General features: G+C 44.4%; 17 protein-coding genes. 8 read left to right on the forward strand and 9 right to left on the reverse strand.

Annotated elements, in window-relative coordinates:
• Positions 1–51: 51 nt before the first annotated feature.
• Together N39L_RS29285 and N39L_RS29290 are read right to left on the reverse strand one after the other, a co-directional pair.
• Positions 52–1,053, reverse strand: a complete 1,002-nt coding sequence (locus tag N39L_RS29285; protein ID WP_006619621.1) for an NAD-dependent epimerase — start codon at positions 1,051–1,053, stop codon at positions 52–54.
• A gap of 244 nt (positions 1,054–1,297) precedes the next feature.
• Complete coding sequence (locus N39L_RS29290) at positions 1,298–1,801, reverse strand: hypothetical protein (RefSeq protein ID WP_081471255.1); 504 nt, start codon at positions 1,799–1,801, stop codon at positions 1,298–1,300.
• A 439-nt stretch (positions 1,802–2,240) separates the two neighbouring features.
• On the opposite strand from N39L_RS29290, the gene N39L_RS29295 reads away from it, so the two are divergent.
• Positions 2,241–2,546: a YkvA family protein gene (locus N39L_RS29295; RefSeq protein WP_006619619.1), complete on the forward strand. Its 306-nt coding sequence runs from the start codon at positions 2,241–2,243 to the stop codon at positions 2,544–2,546.
• Here the strand turns inward: N39L_RS29295 and hrcA are convergent.
• The 4 genes from hrcA to N39L_RS29315 form a co-directional block, all read right to left on the reverse strand.
• Positions 2,543–3,613: a heat-inducible transcriptional repressor HrcA gene (hrcA, locus tag N39L_RS29300; protein WP_006619618.1), complete on the reverse strand. Its 1,071-nt coding sequence runs from the start codon at positions 3,611–3,613 to the stop codon at positions 2,543–2,545. The genes N39L_RS29295 and hrcA overlap by 4 nt on opposite strands.
• 211 nt (positions 3,614–3,824) lie before the next feature.
• The gene (gene petJ / locus N39L_RS29305) at positions 3,825–4,169 is read right to left on the reverse strand and encodes a cytochrome c6 PetJ (protein ID WP_006619617.1); all 345 of its coding nucleotides are present in this window, start codon (positions 4,167–4,169) and stop codon (positions 3,825–3,827) included.
• Between the two features lie 134 nt (positions 4,170–4,303).
• The gene (rfbB, locus tag N39L_RS29310; RefSeq protein ID WP_014277145.1) at positions 4,304–5,407 is read right to left on the reverse strand and encodes a dTDP-glucose 4,6-dehydratase; all 1,104 of its coding nucleotides are present in this window, start codon (positions 5,405–5,407) and stop codon (positions 4,304–4,306) included.
• Between the two features lie 130 nt (positions 5,408–5,537).
• On the reverse strand, positions 5,538–6,344 hold the full coding sequence (locus tag N39L_RS29315) for a tetratricopeptide repeat protein (RefSeq protein WP_014277146.1): 807 nt from the start codon (positions 6,342–6,344) through the stop codon (positions 5,538–5,540).
• A gap of 542 nt (positions 6,345–6,886) precedes the next feature.
• Between N39L_RS29315 and N39L_RS29320 the strand changes: the two genes are divergently transcribed.
• From N39L_RS29320 to N39L_RS29350, 7 genes are all read left to right on the forward strand, one after another.
• The gene (locus N39L_RS29320) at positions 6,887–8,749 is read left to right on the forward strand and encodes a CapA family protein (RefSeq protein ID WP_014277147.1); all 1,863 of its coding nucleotides are present in this window, start codon (positions 6,887–6,889) and stop codon (positions 8,747–8,749) included.
• A gap of 74 nt (positions 8,750–8,823) precedes the next feature.
• Positions 8,824–9,246 (forward strand): hypothetical protein, encoded by a 423-nt coding sequence (locus tag N39L_RS29325; RefSeq protein WP_006619613.1) that lies wholly within the window; start codon positions 8,824–8,826, stop codon positions 9,244–9,246.
• Positions 9,247–9,269: 23 nt separating this feature from the next.
• The gene (locus N39L_RS29330; protein ID WP_006619612.1) at positions 9,270–9,464 is read left to right on the forward strand and encodes a hypothetical protein; all 195 of its coding nucleotides are present in this window, start codon (positions 9,270–9,272) and stop codon (positions 9,462–9,464) included.
• Between the two features lie 5 nt (positions 9,465–9,469).
• A complete protein-coding gene (locus tag N39L_RS29335; RefSeq protein ID WP_006619611.1) occupies positions 9,470–10,237 on the forward strand; it encodes an HAD family hydrolase in 768 nt (255 codons plus the stop codon).
• A 53-nt stretch (positions 10,238–10,290) separates the two neighbouring features.
• Complete coding sequence (locus N39L_RS29340) at positions 10,291–10,479, forward strand: hypothetical protein (RefSeq protein WP_006619610.1); 189 nt, start codon at positions 10,291–10,293, stop codon at positions 10,477–10,479.
• A 106-nt stretch (positions 10,480–10,585) separates the two neighbouring features.
• Complete coding sequence (locus N39L_RS29345; RefSeq protein WP_014277149.1) at positions 10,586–12,046, forward strand: methyl-accepting chemotaxis protein; 1,461 nt, start codon at positions 10,586–10,588, stop codon at positions 12,044–12,046.
• Positions 12,047–12,053: 7 nt separating this feature from the next.
• Positions 12,054–13,421 carry an ABC transporter substrate-binding protein gene (locus N39L_RS29350; protein ID WP_014277150.1) on the forward strand — a complete coding sequence of 456 codons (1,368 nt, stop codon included), beginning with the start codon at positions 12,054–12,056 and terminating at the stop codon, positions 13,419–13,421.
• Between the two features lie 115 nt (positions 13,422–13,536).
• Here the strand turns inward: N39L_RS29350 and N39L_RS29355 are convergent, their stop codons facing one another.
• From N39L_RS29355 to N39L_RS29365, 3 genes are read right to left on the reverse strand one after another with little or no spacing between them, the layout of a single operon-like run.
• Complete coding sequence (locus N39L_RS29355; RefSeq protein ID WP_014277151.1) at positions 13,537–15,033, reverse strand: UDP-N-acetylmuramoyl-L-alanyl-D-glutamate--2,6-diaminopimelate ligase; 1,497 nt, start codon at positions 15,031–15,033, stop codon at positions 13,537–13,539.
• Between the two features lie 46 nt (positions 15,034–15,079).
• Positions 15,080–15,355: a glutaredoxin family protein gene (locus tag N39L_RS29360; RefSeq protein ID WP_006619606.1), complete on the reverse strand. Its 276-nt coding sequence runs from the start codon at positions 15,353–15,355 to the stop codon at positions 15,080–15,082.
• A 34-nt stretch (positions 15,356–15,389) separates the two neighbouring features.
• Positions 15,390–17,348, reverse strand: coding sequence for an ABC transporter ATP-binding protein (locus N39L_RS29365; protein WP_014277152.1), 1,959 nt, complete (start codon positions 17,346–17,348; stop codon positions 15,390–15,392).
• Positions 17,349–17,400 lie beyond the last annotated feature (52 nt).

Here is a 17,400-nt window from a genome sequence, read left to right on the forward strand (position 1 = left end):
ATCATAATATCGTCCCCATATCTGTGACGGCGAGTCCTGTCTCCCATCCGGTTAAACACCATAATAGGATTTATACCAAGCCACAAATTTTTCTACTCCCACCTCTATGGGTGTACTTGGTTTAAATCCTACATCTGCTATCAATGAATCTACATTAGCATAGGTAATCGGCACATCTCCCGGCTGCATGGGAAGCATATTTTTCTGGGCTTTTTTCCCTAAGACATTTTCCAGGACTTCAATCAAGTACAATAAATTTACCGGTTTATTATTACCGATGTTATAAATCTGATAAGGGGCAGTGGTTTTCACTCCTTCAATTTCCGCTTGATTGCTTCCCGGTTGTGGGATTTTATCAATTACCCGAATTACTCCTTCCACCACATCATCAACATAGGTAAAATCTCGCTCCATATTACCATAGTTAAATACCGGAATCGGTTGGTCGGCTAAGATAGCTTTCGTAAAAATAAACATCGCCATATCAGGACGATACCAAGGACCATAAACCGTAAAAAATCTTAATCCCGTCGTGGGAATATGATACAGGTGACTGTAGCTATGAGCCATCAATTCATTAGCTTTCTTTGTCGCCGCATACAGACTAACTGGATAATCTACATAATCCCCTACCGAAAAAGGTACAGTTTTATTGGAACCATAAACCGAACTAGAAGAAGCAAAAACCAAGTGTGGGATTTGATGATGACGACAGCCTTCTAAAACATTGATAAACCCCACTAAATTACTATCAATATAAGCGTAGGGATTTTTCAGAGAGTAACGGACTCCGGCTTGGGCGGCGAGGTGGGCTACTGCCTCAAATTGGTGTTCGGAAAACAGTTTTTTGATGCCGACTTTATCGCATAAATCTAGTTTATAAAACGTAAATTTTTCTAAGGGTTTCAGTTGGGCTATCCGGTCTTCTTTTAAAGATACTGCATAATAATCATTGAGATTATCAATGCCAATGACTGTATCCCCCCTTTTCAATAAATGTTGACACAGATGAAATCCAATAAATCCCGCCGCACCAGTTACTAATATTTTCACGGTTTTTTATCCTCATTTATATGGGGGTATTTAGATTATTACAGATAGTCTGTGCTACTATTCGTGGGTGTTAGACAACGGATTTAACAATCAATTTATGGGGGGATTTTAGGCGATCGCATATCGTAGCCCCGATGATTTTAGGGCTAGTCAATAATTTTCACAAGATACCCACCCGACTACTGTTAGGTGGGTTCGGAGTCATCAATCAGTTGAGAGTTGAAACTTGCAACCAACAATTGATTTAGTCTAAATATCCCATCAATAGATCAGGATCATCAATGTCATTAGAAGCAATGGGACGGTTCATCACCATCGAAGAAATTTGTAATTGAGTGGCTGAAACCGGACGGTTAGCCATAGAACCAGTAGGATTTTCCGATTGAATAAAAGTTACTGAAGCTGCATGAACAGCCTTCCCAATAGGGCGTTTGGCGGTTAACATTCCCGCTATTTCAAATTGGTTGTGTCCCACCGGACGATGATTAACGATCGCCGAGGGTTCTGGGGATACTTGAATTTGAGTTGGTGCTGAATTACCTTCTGTCGAACTTGATTTACTAGCCACGTCTAATTTCTCCTTGAGAGTATCTGATTCAGGTACATTGTCAGCGTCAGCCACTTGAGTTTCAACTTCATCGGCTGGAGTCACTTGATTTTGAGGCTGATTATCTGTATCCTTTCTTGTATTGCTACGGGTTCGTCTACTTGTGTTCCTCCTATTTGAACCAGAAGAGTTAACCACCATAGTTAAATACCTTGTTTATCAAATGGAACTAACCCGCTGCCTCATGCTCAAATTGCCCGGGCAACTTAGTCGCTCATCTTCATTCTAGCGTTTCATGTTCCCGAATTACAGCCCTATTTTTAGGGATGCCGGGACTTAAAAATTTCACCACAGGTGCTGGTATTGTAAAATCTATCCGTGTATTTAGTAAAGAAGAGTTAACAAAAAATAACTTTTTGCAATCATAAGCAATAAAAATAAACAATTCACACCTATAGCCTGTGGCCAAAGTCCCCGGCTCGTCCCCTAGATATTAGGGCTCACCGGAATTCACCAAGATTCCCGAAATTCGATGGTGGTAACTCCCCTACATTAACGGTGGCAAATCTACACTGTTATGGGGCGGGATAATTTGTCAAGCTAGAATCATAAACAGATGAGTTAATTGTGTGTCTGAGGCATGAAAAATATTGTGCAGTCCTTTTATCTATGGTATCGCCAAACGCTCCGCCATGCGAAATATCGCTGGTTGCTAATTGGTGGGACGCTGATTTATCTGATATCGCCCATTGATATTGCCCCGGATTTTATTCCTGTGATCGGATGGATAGATGATGGTATCATTGCCACGATGCTGGTGACAGAAGTTTCGGCTTTAGTTCGGGAAAAAATCAAGAAACGCAAGGCTGATGACAGTACCTCAGAAGTTGGGGAAGCAACTGATGTTAAAACATCAGTGGTAGATGTAGCGGCACAGGAGTTTTAACTAAGGGCTTCGGATAAGTAATTAGCGGTCGCTTCGACAAGAGCGATCGCATTTTCGTAGACCATGCGAGTAGGTCCCAATATACCGACACTACCAATAGGCTGGGAATTTTGGTAATATTGAGCTGAGATGAGGGTGCAACTGCGGATGGGTTCGAGGGGGTTTTCCGAACCAATGCGGATATTTACCTGTTGCGAGGATTCTGGGGTAGCAAAAATCAGCGGCCAGAGTTGTTCCTGTTCATCTTCGAGCAGATGTAGAATAGTTTGGACTTGCTGAAGTTGTGAAAATTCGGGCAGTCGTAGGACTTCGGAAACACCGCTAACCTGAATCCTAGTATATTCTGGAGTTTGGTGGCGATCGCCTAAACTCTTGAGTAACTGTGCGATAAAATTACTATACTGCTGAAAGTCTTGGTCTATCTCAGTCCAGTCTAAAGTTGACAATTCAGCTAAAGCGAGTCCCCTAAGTTGGTGATTAAGAAAATTAGAGATAATTTGTAATTCCTGTTCTAATATTTCGGTATCGTCGCCGATATCCTCAACTCCCGGGGCAATTTCCATCAAAATGGACTGAGTTTGATAGGTATGAGTCACCACAACTACCATAACTTTTCCTGACCCCATAGACACCAGTTGCAAATGTTGGAGCCTTTCGGTCTTGGTTTGGGGCATAGTAATCAGGGAAATATAGCCACTGAGGGTAGAAAGAATTTGGGCTGCACCTCGTAGCACAGCCTCCAAACTACAACTATCAAAATTTAGCTGTTCCCGTAGGAGTCTAGCGACTTCCTTAGCGAGGGTATCAGAGGGAGTCATCAGGCGATCGACATAAATCCGATAGCCAGAGTCAGAAGGTACTCGTCCGGCGGAAGTATAGGGTTGATAGAGTAGTCCAGCTTTTTCTAAGGCTCCCATACCATTGCGGATAGTAGCGGGGCTGACATTGAGGTTATACTCTTGGGCTAAGGATTTTGAGCCAACAGGTTCTGCTGTCGCGATATAGTGGCGAACAGTTGCCCAGAGAATTTGTTGTTGTCGTGCGGTTAACTTGGATTGAACAAACATTGCACTAAAATTAAGTTACCGAACAATTGTTAACATTCAAGCTCTGCACATACTTTGACATACTTTCTCGTGAACCGCTAGGGAATAGAAAACAGAGGGGCGAAACTTTCCGGCTACAAGTCAAGAGTTGAACACCTGACCCTTTGCCCGAAAGCCTCACCCCTAGGGGAAAGGTAGTCTAAACTGTTGGTTTCTGGTTAAGCCTCTGGACTTACCAGCCTTTTTCAGCTTGGTCTACAACATAAGCAGCAACGTCTTCGATCTGCTTGGGAGAGAGTCGGCCATTAAATCCAGGCATGGCATTTTTACCATTGGTGACTTGGTAAGCCACTGCAGCCACTGCATCGTCATCAAATCCTTTCAGATATTTAGCCAAATCAGACTTGCTGAGGGTTTTGTTAGCAACAATCACATTGCGTCCGCCCATGTGGCAGGCTGCACAGTTAGCAGAAAAAACAGAAGCGCCAGCGGCAACATCTCCAGCCAAAGCGGGACGTGGCAGTGCAAAGGTCAACAGAGCCACACCGAGTAAAATAACTGACAGCAGCTTTTTCAAAATCGTTCTCCTCTTCTTTAGGTTAAACAGACAGTTAAATGTCAACGGGTTTTATTTTACCGGAGTCTGTCCACTCCAGAAAACTGATCAACTGTTTTTTGTTTGAGATAGATGGGAGTTAACAAGGGTGGGACTTAGGCGTACACCTGTCGATAGTAGGCTTGGTACTCTTGGGAAAGTAATGGTTCCCACCAATGGCGATGGGTAAGATACCAGCCGACGGTTTGTCGCAACCCTTCTTCTACTGTGACTAGGGGAGCCCATCCTAACTGGGTTTTGAGCTTGCTGGAATTGATCGCATAACGGCGATCGTGGCCTGGTCTATCTTTAACAAAGGTAATCAGGTCCATTGAGGGTTTAACGGGTAGGTGGTGGGAGGCTAGTTCGTCCATGAACCTACAGAGCATCTTCACCAGGTCTATATTGGCTACTTCGTTATTCCCGCCGATGTTATAGGTTTCTCCGGGTTTACCTCGGTGAATGACTACATCTAGGGCGCGGCAGTGGTCTAGTACATATAGCCAGTCCCGCACATTTTGCCCATCTCCATATATGGGCAGGGGTTTACCCAAGAGGATATTAATGCACATTAGGGGGATAAGTTTTTCTGGATAGTGATAGGGGCCGTAATTATTGGAACAATTGGTGATGATGGTGGGTAGGTTGTAGGTGTGATAGTAGGCACGCACTAGATGATCGCTACCAGCTTTTGAGGCAGAATAGGGGCTGTTGGGGGCGTAGGGGGTGGTTTCGGTAAAGGCGGGATCGTCAGGACCGAGACTGCCATATACTTCGTCTGTGGAGACGTGCAGAAACCTGTAATTCTCGGGCTGTTGGTGGTGGTTCCAATAGTGTCTAAAGGCTTCTAATAGGGTTAGGGTTCCGACAACGTTGGTTTGAATGAAGGCATCGGGACCGAGAATTGAGCGATCGACATGGGACTCGGCTGCAAAGTGGGCAATGGTATCGATCGCCTCTTCTTCTAGTAACTTGTCAATTAAAGTGCGATCGCAAATATTACCTTCAACAAACTTAAACTGTTCCTGGTGTTCTAAGGGGGCTAGGTTCTGGCGGTTTCCGGCATAGGTGAGGGCATCTAAAACCACGATGCGATCTTCTGGGTAAGCATTGCACCAGTGGTGGACAAAATTTGAACCAATGAATCCCGCCCCCCCAGTGACTAGAACCCGACGAGGATACAAATTTTCACTACTATCGTAGCTATATTGAACTGCCAAAGTGTTTTCCTCCAAACAGTCTTCAGGACTGGTGCTAACTGTGATCAGTAAGTATATTTTGATAGATGGCAACTATTGTATCTTGAACCTACTGGTTAACCATAGCTCACGAATACATCTGATCACTGGATTATTCAATGCCTGTTGATTTATCGATGTTCTCCTGGGTCTCGGCTTCTCTTTGGCGATCGCCCATAGCCTGCCACCGGGACAAAGCCTGGTTAAAATAATCTAGGGCCTGTTGTCTGTCCCCTGAAGCTAAGTAGGCTAGACCGATATTATTGAGGGTTTGAGCCTCCCCAGATAGATATCCGACGGATTGAGAAATTGATAAAGCCTGCTGGTAATACTCCAAACCACGGGGGATTTCCCCTTGGTCTACATAAACTCCACCGATCTGCTGAAGTATATTAACTTTCCGATAAGGTTCCCCTATGTCCTCAAAGATAGATAGGGCTTGCTGGTAATAGTCTAAAGCTGGGGTGGTTTCCCCCATACTTAAGTAAACCTGACCGATACTGTACAAGGTGTTAGCTTTACCAAACCCCGGAGGTAGCCTTTGCTCCTGTGGCGAATCGATGACATCCCACATTGATAGGGCTTTATTTAAATAATCCAGGGCGGGTTGATTTTCTCCTAATTCCCAGTAAGCCACACCAATAGCCGTAATAGTGACAGCGATCGCAAAAGAATCTTCCATCTGCTCTAATAAGGGAATCACCTCCTCAAATTTAGCGATCGCCTCCCGCAATGCTTCTGATGTTCCCTGCTTACCGAGGAAAATAGCCTGTTGCAATAATTGGTTCACCTTCTCCTCTGGGTTCTCCTGAGCCACCTGCATTGGTAAAGGAATAGATAGGATTTCCGCTCCCGAGGCGCTTAGTCCCGGCAAAACTACCATCAGCCCCATTGCTAAAACCTGAGTCAAATTCATCATAATTTCGTCCGCCTATCAATTTTTTGCCACCATATCTTGACATACTCCCCTGTTTAGAAAAGGGGGGATTCTCCGGTAAAACAGCAACCGCCGGCTTAACCCGTCTTACGTCGCCTTCCCGGTGCGCGGTTGATATCCCAACCGCTTTAATGTTTTTACTGCCATTGTTGTCACGGTCGATCAGGTTTGCTCAGGACGGACCAGCAGGCCAAAGCGCGAGTCATAAGACAGTGAAATACTCAAACCAGATTAGATGGTTGAAAGCTAGGGTGACGATCGCCACAAATCGCCACAATTAGATAAACTTCAACCCTACCCCATGTCTCAAGCATAGATGGTCCGTGATTAAAAATGCTTGTGGAGACGATCTGGCGGGGGTTCAACAATTAACTTTGTTGGCTCTAGTTAAAAGTCGGTGAAGTAAGAATCCCCGGTTATAATCTTTGATTTAACGAGGGAGTGTCAATTAAGATATAAGATATCCTCAGAGTTCCCATTCAGCAGGGGAGTTTGACAAGCAAGTGGTGTCAGGAGATCTGTCAGTGAGTCAGCAAGAAATTCTTAGGTCTGCCTATCAGGGAGATCCAAAAGCGATCGCAATTTTACTCAACCAAGCCTTGAAACCTAAACAGGTGCAAGCGCATCTCACTCTGGAATATGATCATCTCTATATTACCCTAGAGTCCCCGACAATTCCCGACCAAGCTGCATCTGTCCGTGTGATTCACAAGGGACTAATGCGCCTTCAGCCTCCATCTATCTGGTGTGTTACTATTGCGGCACAATTAGGCGATGATGATAACCCAGCTTGGATTGAGACTCTGGTACTAAGGTCATCACCTGTGGTAGTAACTCCGGTGACTAATAACGTGCCGGTTATCCCTAAAAATTCTCCCGTTGCCGACCCTAAACCTCCTCAAAAAACTAAGACTTCCCCCGCACCTAAGACTCAGGAAAAACCCAGGACTTCTGGGAGACCTAAAACTCCGAAGAAAACCACAAAAGTGGCGACGGCTGCCCCGGTAATATCTCAAGTGGCTACCGCTGAAATTTCTCAGACTTCGGCAAATTCGGCAACTCCTAAAACCCCGAGATTTCAATTTAGACGGCCTAAATCTTTGTCGGTAGTGGGTTATATGACCCTGGCGATTTTGCCTTTGTCTGGGTTAATTATAGGTGCTAAATGGGATAGAGTTTCGGCATCTTTGGCAACTATCCCACCCACTTTTGCTACGGCTTCTCAAGCGGTGCTGGAACAACTCCCCCAATTACCTAATTTCTCATTTGGATCTAATGCTGAAAATCCTCCGAAGGTTGATCCATCGGTGACTCAGGCGACTATTGAACAGCTCCGAAATATATCTGAGTTGACTATTTCATCACTACGGAATCCCATTGATCCTGATATGCGGATTACGATTAAATCGGTGGGTGATATTATTCCGGGAACGAATTATCCTTACAATAAATTACATCCCAACAAGCAGGTATTATTTGCAGGAGTTAAACCAGCTTTACAAGATGCTGATATAGTCTTTGGTAATTTTGAAAGTACCCTAACTAACTATCCTAATAGCGCTAAAAATGTGGGTCGTGGTATGGTGTTTGCGTTTCGGACTCCGCCGGAATATGCGGCACTTTTAAGGGAGGCTGGATTTGATATTTTGAGTGTGGCTAATAATCACTCGTTTGATTTTTTTGAAGCTGGGTTTAAAGATACGATCGCTAATATTGAAAAAGCGGGAATGAAGGCGGTCGGCAAAAAAGGTCAGATTGTCTATCATGAAGTTAGGGGTATAAATGTGGCATTTATAGGCTTTAGTTATTTTAATTATCATAATAATATGAATGATTTGGAAGCGTCGCAAGCCTTGATTAAGGAAGCGGCGGACAATGCGGATATTGTGGTGGTTTCTGTACACGCGGGGGCGGAAGGTACTAGGGCTTTACGCATTCAGAATAAAACGGAATATTTTTATGGGGAAAATCGGGGTAATAAGGTATTATTTGCACGCACAATGATTGATGCTGGGGCGGATTTGGTGTTAGGGCATGGCCCCCATGTGCCGAGGGCTTTGGAATTATATAATGGTAAGTTGATTGCTTATTCTTTGGGTAATTTTTTGGGATATCGCACTTTATCAACTCGGGCGGAATTGGGATATTCTCTGGTTTTGGAAACTCAACTTGATGTGATGGGTAATTTTGTGGAGGGTAGAATTATTCCGGTTCATCTTGATGGCCAAGGGATTCCGTCTCTGGATAATTCTTTGCGGACTGTGGGGTTAATGCGACGTTTAACTAAAAGTGATTTTCCTGATACTCCTTTGGAAATTGATGATCAGGGTAATATTTTCGTGTCTCAACCACAACGGGAAACTTTAGGGGCGATCGCTCCTGAATAAAAGCTAAATTGCTAAAAGTTACGTTTTATATTATACTACAGTCTGGCTGTTATTTGGGGAATTTGAATAAGGCTATGAACTCGGAAAATTTGGTGGTTGAGCCCATTTATATTGTGGTGATTGCGTCTACAATATTCTCGATTATCTTGGGTCTAATTTTTAAGGATATGTTAGAATATCAGGTGGCAGTTTGGCGACAGGCTGACCGGAAAAATAGGATTAACTATAAAACTCCTAATGCTAAGGTGGCTTATGTAGCTATGTCGGTTTGTGTGTTTGTGGCTGTATCTTCGAGTTTGCTGGTGTTTATTCCGATTTACTGGTTGGCTACTGTGGGGGGGGCTATTGTGGTTTTTCCTACGGCTTTATTGATTTGGCTACAATTGGGGTCAATGCTGAATCTGTGGGAAGATAAAGGGGATGAGGCGATTGATTTGGATAGATTTTTTGAAGGCGATCGCGAAAGAATTACGGGCTCGAAAACTGACCAATCATAGTTAACATAGATACTCGGTTAAAAATGGGCAGAAAAGCTAAACTAAAACATCTGCGAAAGCAACAACAGGCTAATCCGACGGCGGACACCCAAAACCGCCCAGAAGTAGAGGCTGATCCGACTCATTTTGTGGATGAACTGAAACAACAGGGGTATGATCTGAAAGGGAGCGATCGCTGTCCAGAAATTCCTCAAAAAATTGTCAAACCGCAACTTTAGCACCAATGAGTCATCTAAAAGCAATTATTTTTGATGTGGATGGGACCCTGGCTGAAACGGAAAGGGATGGTCACAGATTAGCCTTTAATCAAACATTTGCTGAAGCGGGTTTAGATTGGTATTGGTCTATTGAATTATATGGGGAATTATTGACGGTTTCGGGGGGTAAGGAGCGTATAGATTATTATATCAAACGCTACCATCCTGATGGTCAATTCCCCAATAATTTGGATGAGTGGATTGCGGATCTTCACGAAGCTAAAACTCGCCATTATCGGGAGTTATTAGCGACGGGAGATATTCCCCTGCGTCCTGGGGTGAAGCGATTAATCACGGAGGCGCTGGGGGAGGGGGTGAGATTGGCGATCGCTACTACGAGCGCTTTTCCTAATGCGATCGCACTTTTGGAAGAAACCTTAAACCCCCATTGGTTTGAAGTAATTGCGGCCGGAGATATTGTCCCCCACAAAAAACCCGCGCCAGATATCTACAATTATGTATTAGAAAAATTGGGGTTGACCGCTAACGATTGTGTGGCGATCGAAGATTCCCGACAGGGGTTACTGGCGGCGCGAGCCATGGGGTTAACGACGATTATTACTGTAAATAATTATACAAAAAACGAAGATTTTTTAGGTGCTTCCTTGGTAATCAATCATTTGGGGGAACCGGATCTTTCCTGTGAAGCGATCGCCGGTACAGCCTTAAATAGTGGTTATGTCAGCCTAGATTTATTAAGATATATCCACCAAATATCAACAGGTGTTATATAATGGCGACCAGTTTAATCGAAATCCCCCTGGTTGCTTTGTAATTAACAAGTTCTATGTCAGATTTTCCCATTGACCCCAATCTTTATTTGTTGCTGAGTGGCCACTGTTTGATTGGAGGGGTAGCAGCGGCGATCGCCTTTCAAAAAGGTCGTCGCCTCGGTGTTTGGTTAATTTTAGGACTAATAGGAGGGACGGCGGCTTTAGTCGCATCACTACTACTGAAACCAACTAAACCTAGTTAGGTAAAAATCTATTGAATTACGGTTAGCTGTAATTCAGAAACTGAAAGTAAGGCATCGGAAATCCTCCCCAAGCATTTCATCTATTTATTAATGGGGTAATTAAGTCATGCTGAAAGGCATTTGGAGTCTATTTTCTTTCCAACAAGGTAGCCTGCGCCAAAGAATTTTTAAAGGTTATCTGATTCCGTTAATCCTATTTTTAATAGTTGCTGGCTTGGTCTATTTTATCGGTGTTCAGCCGGTGCAACAACAAGTTAAAAATGTGGATCAAATTTATGGGGAAATTGAAGAGGTTAATAATCTAGCATTTAGTATTGTAGCAATGCAGCGGGCGGCTAGGGGGTATATTTTAGGTAGGGACTCCAGAGAATTGGAGGAGTACGAAGAATGGGATACCCTCTTTTATGAACAATCGGAAAATTTGCGTAGCAGAATTCAAGAAACGGAACAGCGCCAAACATTAGATCGGATCATTGCTATTGGTGATCAGGTTAATGAGTTCGATCGCCGCTTGATTTCCTACGTGCAATTAGGGAGACCAGAAAAAGTGACTGAGGTCTTACAAAAAGCGGAAGGTCAAGCCATTACAGACCAGTTAGAACAATTGGTGAGAGGTTTTGAAGCGACCAAGCGACAGCAACTTAATAACCAACAAAATCGGCAAATTAACCTGTTAAGGTGGCTGACAATTTTAATATTTGGCAGTACAGCCATTTGTGCGGTAGTTGTCCTGAGTATTGGCTTGGGAATTTCGGCTACTATTGACCGAGAAACGGCGCAAATTTCTAACTCTTCCTTAGAAATTACTAGCGCCTTAGAAGAACAGGAACGCAGCTTAGGAGTTCAGGCGACTTCAGTTAATCAAACTACTACGACCATTGATGAGTTAAATGCGGCAGTACAGAATTCTACAGAACAGGCGAAAATTGCCACTGATGAAGCTCATCGCGCTTTGGGTTTGTCGGAAAAAGGCAGTGACGCAGTTCAACAAACTTTAGATAGAATGGAACTGCTGCGTCAAACAGTGGAAGCGATCGCTAATCGTAGCCTCGAATTAAGTGAGAAATCCCTGCAAATTAACAATATTGCTCGGTCAGTTAGTAACCTAGCTTATCAAACCAATTTACTAGCCTTAAATGCTTCTGTGGAAGCGGTGCGCGCGGGACAACAGGGGTTGGGTTTTGGGGTGGTGGCGTTAGAAATCCGTAAATTAGCCGATCGCAGTAAACAGTCAGCGGCAGAAATTAATACTCTGGTTTTGGATATTCAAAATGCCATTAACACTACGGTAAAAGTCACAGAATCAGGCAAATTAAGCGTTAGTGAAAGTGTGAAATCTGCTCACAATATGTCGAGTTCTTTTGCGGGTGTATCTCAAGCATTTCATCAGGTTTATCTCAACAATCAAACTATTGCGAGAACCGCAGAACAGCAATTACTGGCTCTACAGCAGGTCAGCGAAGCGATGAATAGTCTTAATCAGGTGGCTCGTCAAAATGCGGACAGTATTGCCTTGTTAAGAGCAAATACTCAACGACTTAATGAATCTCTAATTAATTTACGGTAAATTCATCATGAAAACTACGAATAAATCCAGTAAATCAGTTGACAAAATCCCACAAATATGCTATAAATGTGGTCGATTTCATGATGGTAATTCGGACAGTGGGGATTTATCGGTAAATCTCAGCTACGCGGTAACTAAGGGGTTAAATCATCCCCGAATGTTGTCTAAACACTCGATAAGACGGCGACAGTTTTTGTTAGGATTAGCAGGTACATCGGCTTTAGGAATTCTGAGCAATTGTGCGGCATCTCCCGACCCCAACTCTCAAGGGAATTTATCGGGTGTTATCCTAGAAAAAACTCAGCTAAGAATTGGTTTTTTGCCGATCGCCTGTGCTACGCCTATTCTGATTTGTGAATCTTTAAACCTCTATGAAAAATATGGTTTAGATGTAGAACTTGTGAAAATGAATAACTGGGAGCAAATCCGAGAAAGTGCGATCTCAGGAGAACTTGACGCTTATCATATGCTATCCCCGATGCCGATCGCCATTAGTTTAGGGTTAGAGTCTCGTCGATTTCCCATCAGACTTGCTAGTATTGAAAACATCAATGGTAGTGCGATTACAGTAGCCATCAAACATCGAGAAAAAGTCAAAACCGCCGAAGATTTGAAAGGATTTAGGATTGCTATTCCTTTCACTCACTCAATGCACAATCTTCTACTCAGGTATTATCTAGCTAATAGCAAAGTTCACCCAGATCGGGATGTCGAATTAGTGGTTACACCGCCGCCCAATATGGTGAACAGGTTAAGAAGTGGGGAAATTGATGCTATGGTGGCTCCTGAACCTTTTAACCAAATGGCAGTTAATCAAGGTCTGGGTTTTATTCATATTTTAACTAGGGACTTGTGGCCGGGTCATCCCTGCTGTTCTTTCACTACTTCTCAGGAATGGATCGAGCGTCATCCTAACACATTTCGGGCTATAAATAAAGCGATTATTGAGGGTTCCTATTATGCGAGCCAAAGCCAGAATCGTATAGATGTAGCGCGGCGACTAGCACAGTTACAATATCTGGATGCGCCAGAAGATACTCTGCGACAGGTGATGACCGGACAGTTTGTCAACCGCTTAGGTGAATCTCTCAATATTCCCGATCGCATTGATTTTGACCCTTACCCTTGGAAAAGTTTTTCCTACTGGATTACGTCACAATTTGAGCGTTGGGGATATGTTCCCATGGGAAGCCTTAATCATGAGGCGATCGCCGCCGATATTTTTCTAACCGGACTCGCACGCCAAATGGCAAAACAATTAGGTCAGCAACCCCCTACTATCACCCTCCGATTTGAATCATTAAAATTTGATACTTTCGACCCCAGTGAACCGGAAAATTATGCCAGACAACAGATTGAGAAGTTAGGTTTTTAATAGCAACAGTATTTTATTAAAGGTGATTGTGATTATGTCGTTGGGTAGGGTGCGTCAGAACCCCTGAATAATCATGAACAGATGAGGGGGAAAGACTGACGCACCAGAAGTCAAGTTAAGAATACTTATTTTTTAAGGCATCTCGCGCTTGTTCGCGGTCATCAAAATGGACTTTTTCCGTGCCCAGAATTTGATAATCTTCGTGACCTTTCCCAGCAATTAAGACACCATCGCCGGGTTGAGCCTCGTCGATAGCGGTGCGAATAGCTTTAGCCCGATCGCCAATTACTATAGGTTTAACATGATCAGGGATTCCGGCGAGAACATCCTGCAAAATGCGGTCAGGATCTTCGGTGCGGGGATTATCGGATGTGACTACCGCTAAATCGGATAAATCCGCCGCAATCTTACCCATTTTCGGGCGTTTAGTGCGATCGCGATCGCCCCCACAGCCAAACACGCAAATCATCCGACCCGGAATAAACGGACGGGAGGCTTTCAGTAAATTTTCCAAACTATCAGGAGTATGGGCATAATCAACAATCACCGTAATATTCTGCTCTGGGGAAATCTGCACCCTTTCCATGCGACCAGGAACGCCGCCAAAGGCTGGTAGACAGTCCACCATAGCCGACAAATCCAAACCGAGAGCTAAACCCGCCCCCAAGGCTGCCAATAGGTTAGAGAGGTTATATTGACCGACTAAGGGTAGGGAAAAGGAAGCCGATCCCATGGGGGTATGGAGAACTCCCTGAATACCTGTGGGTTGATAAACGAGGCTATCTGCCCATATATCGGCGCTAGGGTCACTGACGCTATAACTCCAAACGCGATCGCCCCCCAACCGTGCCATCAACTTTTTACCATAGTCATCATCAGCATTAATAATCGCCTTACCCTGGAGATAATCATCACTAAATAGCAAGGCTTTCGCCTCAAAGTAATCATCCATGGTGGGATGATAGTCTAGGTGGTCCTGAGTCAAATTAGTAAATACTGCCACCTGAAACGGACAGCCCAAAACCCGGCCCTGGTGTAAGGCATGGGAACTAACTTCCATCACCCCAAACTGGCAGCCTGCGCCTACTGCGTCAGCTAATTGGTGTTGAAGTTCCACCGCAAAGGGGGTAGTATGAACCGCGACTTCTTGAAACCCCGGCCAACGGGTGTAAAGGGTTCCCAGTAACGCTGTAGGTTTGTCAACGTTGGTTAGGAGAAATTCGATCAGGTGGGTGGTGGTGGTTTTGCCATTAGTTCCCGTCACCCCTACTAATTTAAGGGTTTGGGCGGGATGGTTATAAAATGCTGTGGCTATCTCAGCGCAGGCTTTGGTCATGTCGGCGGCGGGAATGACACAGGGAATGGTATCAGAGTCTGTCTCTGGTGGGGTGTTGCTGGCGGCGGACTGGGAAACTATGGCAGCTACGGCACCGGAGGCGATCGCACTTGGCCAAAAATCCCCCCCATCAACTCTTGTTCCCGGCATTCCTAAAAACAGATCCCCCGGCTTACAGGCGTGGGAGTTAGTCGCCAAGCCTGTGATTTCCATGTCTAAGGCGGGGTGATACTCTGGGGGTAATAAGTTGGGGTTGAGTAAATCTTTGAGTTTCACTGGTCAAACTCCTCACAATTTAATGATTGTTGTTAATCTAAATGTTTTAGCAATATTTTTGTAGGATTTGTTCCAACTGGTAGGCGGAAATACGGGGAGATGGTCTGGGGATGGGTTCTTCGGTCAGGCTGCGATCGCCACATTTATACAGGACTGGGACTTCATATTGATAGATTTCATACCAGTCTGGTCGGGTGGTGATGTCCCGAATTTCCAGGTCAAACTGACAGGGACTATTGCTATCTGCTTGAATTTCTTCGAGTTTCTCCTGGAGGTTTTCGCACAAATGACAGCCAGGTTTACTATAAAGTATGAGTTTCATTGATGACTAAAGTTCTGGGTTCAACCTATTATAATTAACTGGCAATTCGTTGGATATCTCCCGTGGGAATTGAGGCGATTAGTCGGCGGGTATATTCCTGTTGAGGATAGCGATAAATCTCCTCTGAGTCGCCGATTTCCTCGATTTTGCCTTGGTTCATGACTATGATGCGATCGCTCATGAATTTAACCACACTCAAATCATGGGAGATAAAGATATATGTTAGCTCAAACTCCCTTTGTAGCTCCTTCAGCAGGTTTAACACCTGGGCTTGTACAGAAACATCCAAAGCTGACACCGACTCGTCACAGATGATAAATTTCGGGTTTAAAGCCAGAGACCTAGCAATACAAATCCGTTGTCTTTGTCCTCCCGAAAATTCGTGGGGATAGCGTCTCATAAAGTCCGGGTTAAGTCCGACTCTTTCTAATAAATAAGCAGTGCGATCGCGTCTGTGTTTATAGTTACCTACTGAGTGAATTAACAGAGGTTCCATCACCGCATCCCCAATGGTTAAACGGGGGTCAAGGGAACTAAACGGGTCTTGGAACACAATTTGCATCTCCCGCCGCACCCACTTCATTTTTTGCTGAAATTCCCGGTGCTGGCGATAGTCTTTTAAACGATTCATCCAAGAACCCGAAGGCTGATAATTCGTAATATCTTCCCCCGCAAAAATCACCCGACCGCTATAGGGGAGAATCAGTTGTAAAATCGCCCTAGATAGCGTACTTTTACCGCAGCCAGACTCTCCCACTAATCCTAATGTTTCTCCCGGGAATACATCAAAAGATACATCATTAACTGCCATAAATAGCCTTTGAGTACCTCCTAAAACCCCAGGAATTTTGAATGCTACTCGCAAATTTTCCACCGATAACAACGGGGAATCATCCGGGTTTTCTGGAACCTTGGCGACCGTCTCTAGGGTATCATCGGGGATGTTTTCTTGATGGTCAATCACCCTAATTTCTGTGCCAGTTTCCGTAGTGACAACTTCCATAAAATCCGCAATGGTGGGAAGTTTTGCCCCCCGTCGGGTTTGTAAGGTGGGACGACAAGCCAGCAATCCCTTGGTGTAGGGATGTTGGGGGTTAGTGAACAGTTGATTAATCTGGTTTAATTCGACGATTTTACCCTGATACATGACCGCTACTGTATCGGCAATTTCCGCGATAACTCCGAAATCGTGGGTAATGAAAATCATCGACATTCCTCGGCGATCGCGCAATTCTCGCAGCAGGTCTAAAATAGTCGCTTGTACTGTTACATCTAAAGCCGTCGTCGGTTCATCAGCAATCAATAATGTCGGATTGCAGGAAATAGCCATCGCAATCATGACCCGTTGCAGTTGACCCCCAGAGAGTTCGTGAGGATAGCGATCGAGAAATGCTCGTTTTTGGTCATTTACCCGAGTTTGCCATTCCCGCTGTGAGGGCGGTTTATTAATATCATCATTCGGAGGAGTTTCTAACTGTAGTTGCTCAAGGATTTGCTCATCACTAGGTAATAGCTTCACTTCCTGCAATAAACTCGCCGCCTTCCATAATCCTTCGCGGGGGGTAATATCCTGATGCTGGCGGATAGCTTCAATCAATTGAAAACCAATCGTATAAACCGGGTTAAGGGAACTCATCGGTTCCTGAAATATCATAGAGATTTCACCGCCGCGAAATTGCTGCTTTTGCGATTCTGGTAGTTGTAGTAAATCTATCGCTGCTGTGCTATAATCTTTGCTATTAGCTTCAGCTTCATCCGCCTTGGGGTTTCCTGGCCAAAACCAGATTTCTCCCCCCACTTGAGATGTAGCCGGGGACAGCAACCCCATAATTGCTAAAGACGTGACAGATTTTCCTGACCCGGACTCCCCGACAATTCCTAGGGTCTGTCCGGGTTTGACCTGAAAGGAGATCTGATCGACGGCGCTTGTGGTTCTCTGGTCAGATTTAAACTGAACCTGTAGGCTTTTGACATCAAGGACAAAATCTGGCATGGTAGTGGGGAGTTTTCAGGACTTGGGGAAAATTTTTCCGATTTTAGCAGAA

It is taken from the genome of Limnospira platensis NIES-39, assembly GCF_026000695.1.
GTDB classification, from domain to species: Bacteria; Cyanobacteriota; Cyanobacteriia; order Cyanobacteriales; family Microcoleaceae; genus Limnospira; species Limnospira platensis.

Bases quoted from the DNA above. Each gene is read 5' to 3' on its own strand.
- N39L_RS29345 (WP_014277149.1), top strand. From the start codon at position 10,586: ATGCTGAAAGGCATTTGGAGTCTATTTTCTTTCCAACAAGGTAGCCTG.
- N39L_RS29315 (WP_014277146.1), bottom strand. From the start codon at position 6,344: ATGATGAATTTGACTCAGGTTTTAGCAATGGGGCTGATGGTAGTTTTG.
- hrcA (WP_006619618.1), bottom strand. From the start codon at position 3,613: ATGTTTGTTCAATCCAAGTTAACCGCACGACAACAACAAATTCTCTGG.
- N39L_RS29330 (WP_006619612.1), top strand. From the start codon at position 9,270: ATGGGCAGAAAAGCTAAACTAAAACATCTGCGAAAGCAACAACAGGCT.
- N39L_RS29335 (WP_006619611.1), top strand. From the start codon at position 9,470: ATGAGTCATCTAAAAGCAATTATTTTTGATGTGGATGGGACCCTGGCT.
- N39L_RS29365 (WP_014277152.1), bottom strand. From the start codon at position 17,348: ATGCCAGATTTTGTCCTTGATGTCAAAAGCCTACAGGTTCAGTTTAAA.
- N39L_RS29295 (WP_006619619.1), top strand. From the start codon at position 2,241: ATGAAAAATATTGTGCAGTCCTTTTATCTATGGTATCGCCAAACGCTC.
- N39L_RS29340 (WP_006619610.1), top strand. From the start codon at position 10,291: ATGTCAGATTTTCCCATTGACCCCAATCTTTATTTGTTGCTGAGTGGC.
- N39L_RS29350 (WP_014277150.1), top strand. From the start codon at position 12,054: ATGAAAACTACGAATAAATCCAGTAAATCAGTTGACAAAATCCCACAA.
- N39L_RS29325 (WP_006619613.1), top strand. From the start codon at position 8,824: ATGAACTCGGAAAATTTGGTGGTTGAGCCCATTTATATTGTGGTGATT.
- N39L_RS29290 (WP_081471255.1), bottom strand. From the start codon at position 1,801: ATGGTGGTTAACTCTTCTGGTTCAAATAGGAGGAACACAAGTAGACGA.
- N39L_RS29360 (WP_006619606.1), bottom strand. From the start codon at position 15,355: ATGAAACTCATACTTTATAGTAAACCTGGCTGTCATTTGTGCGAAAAC.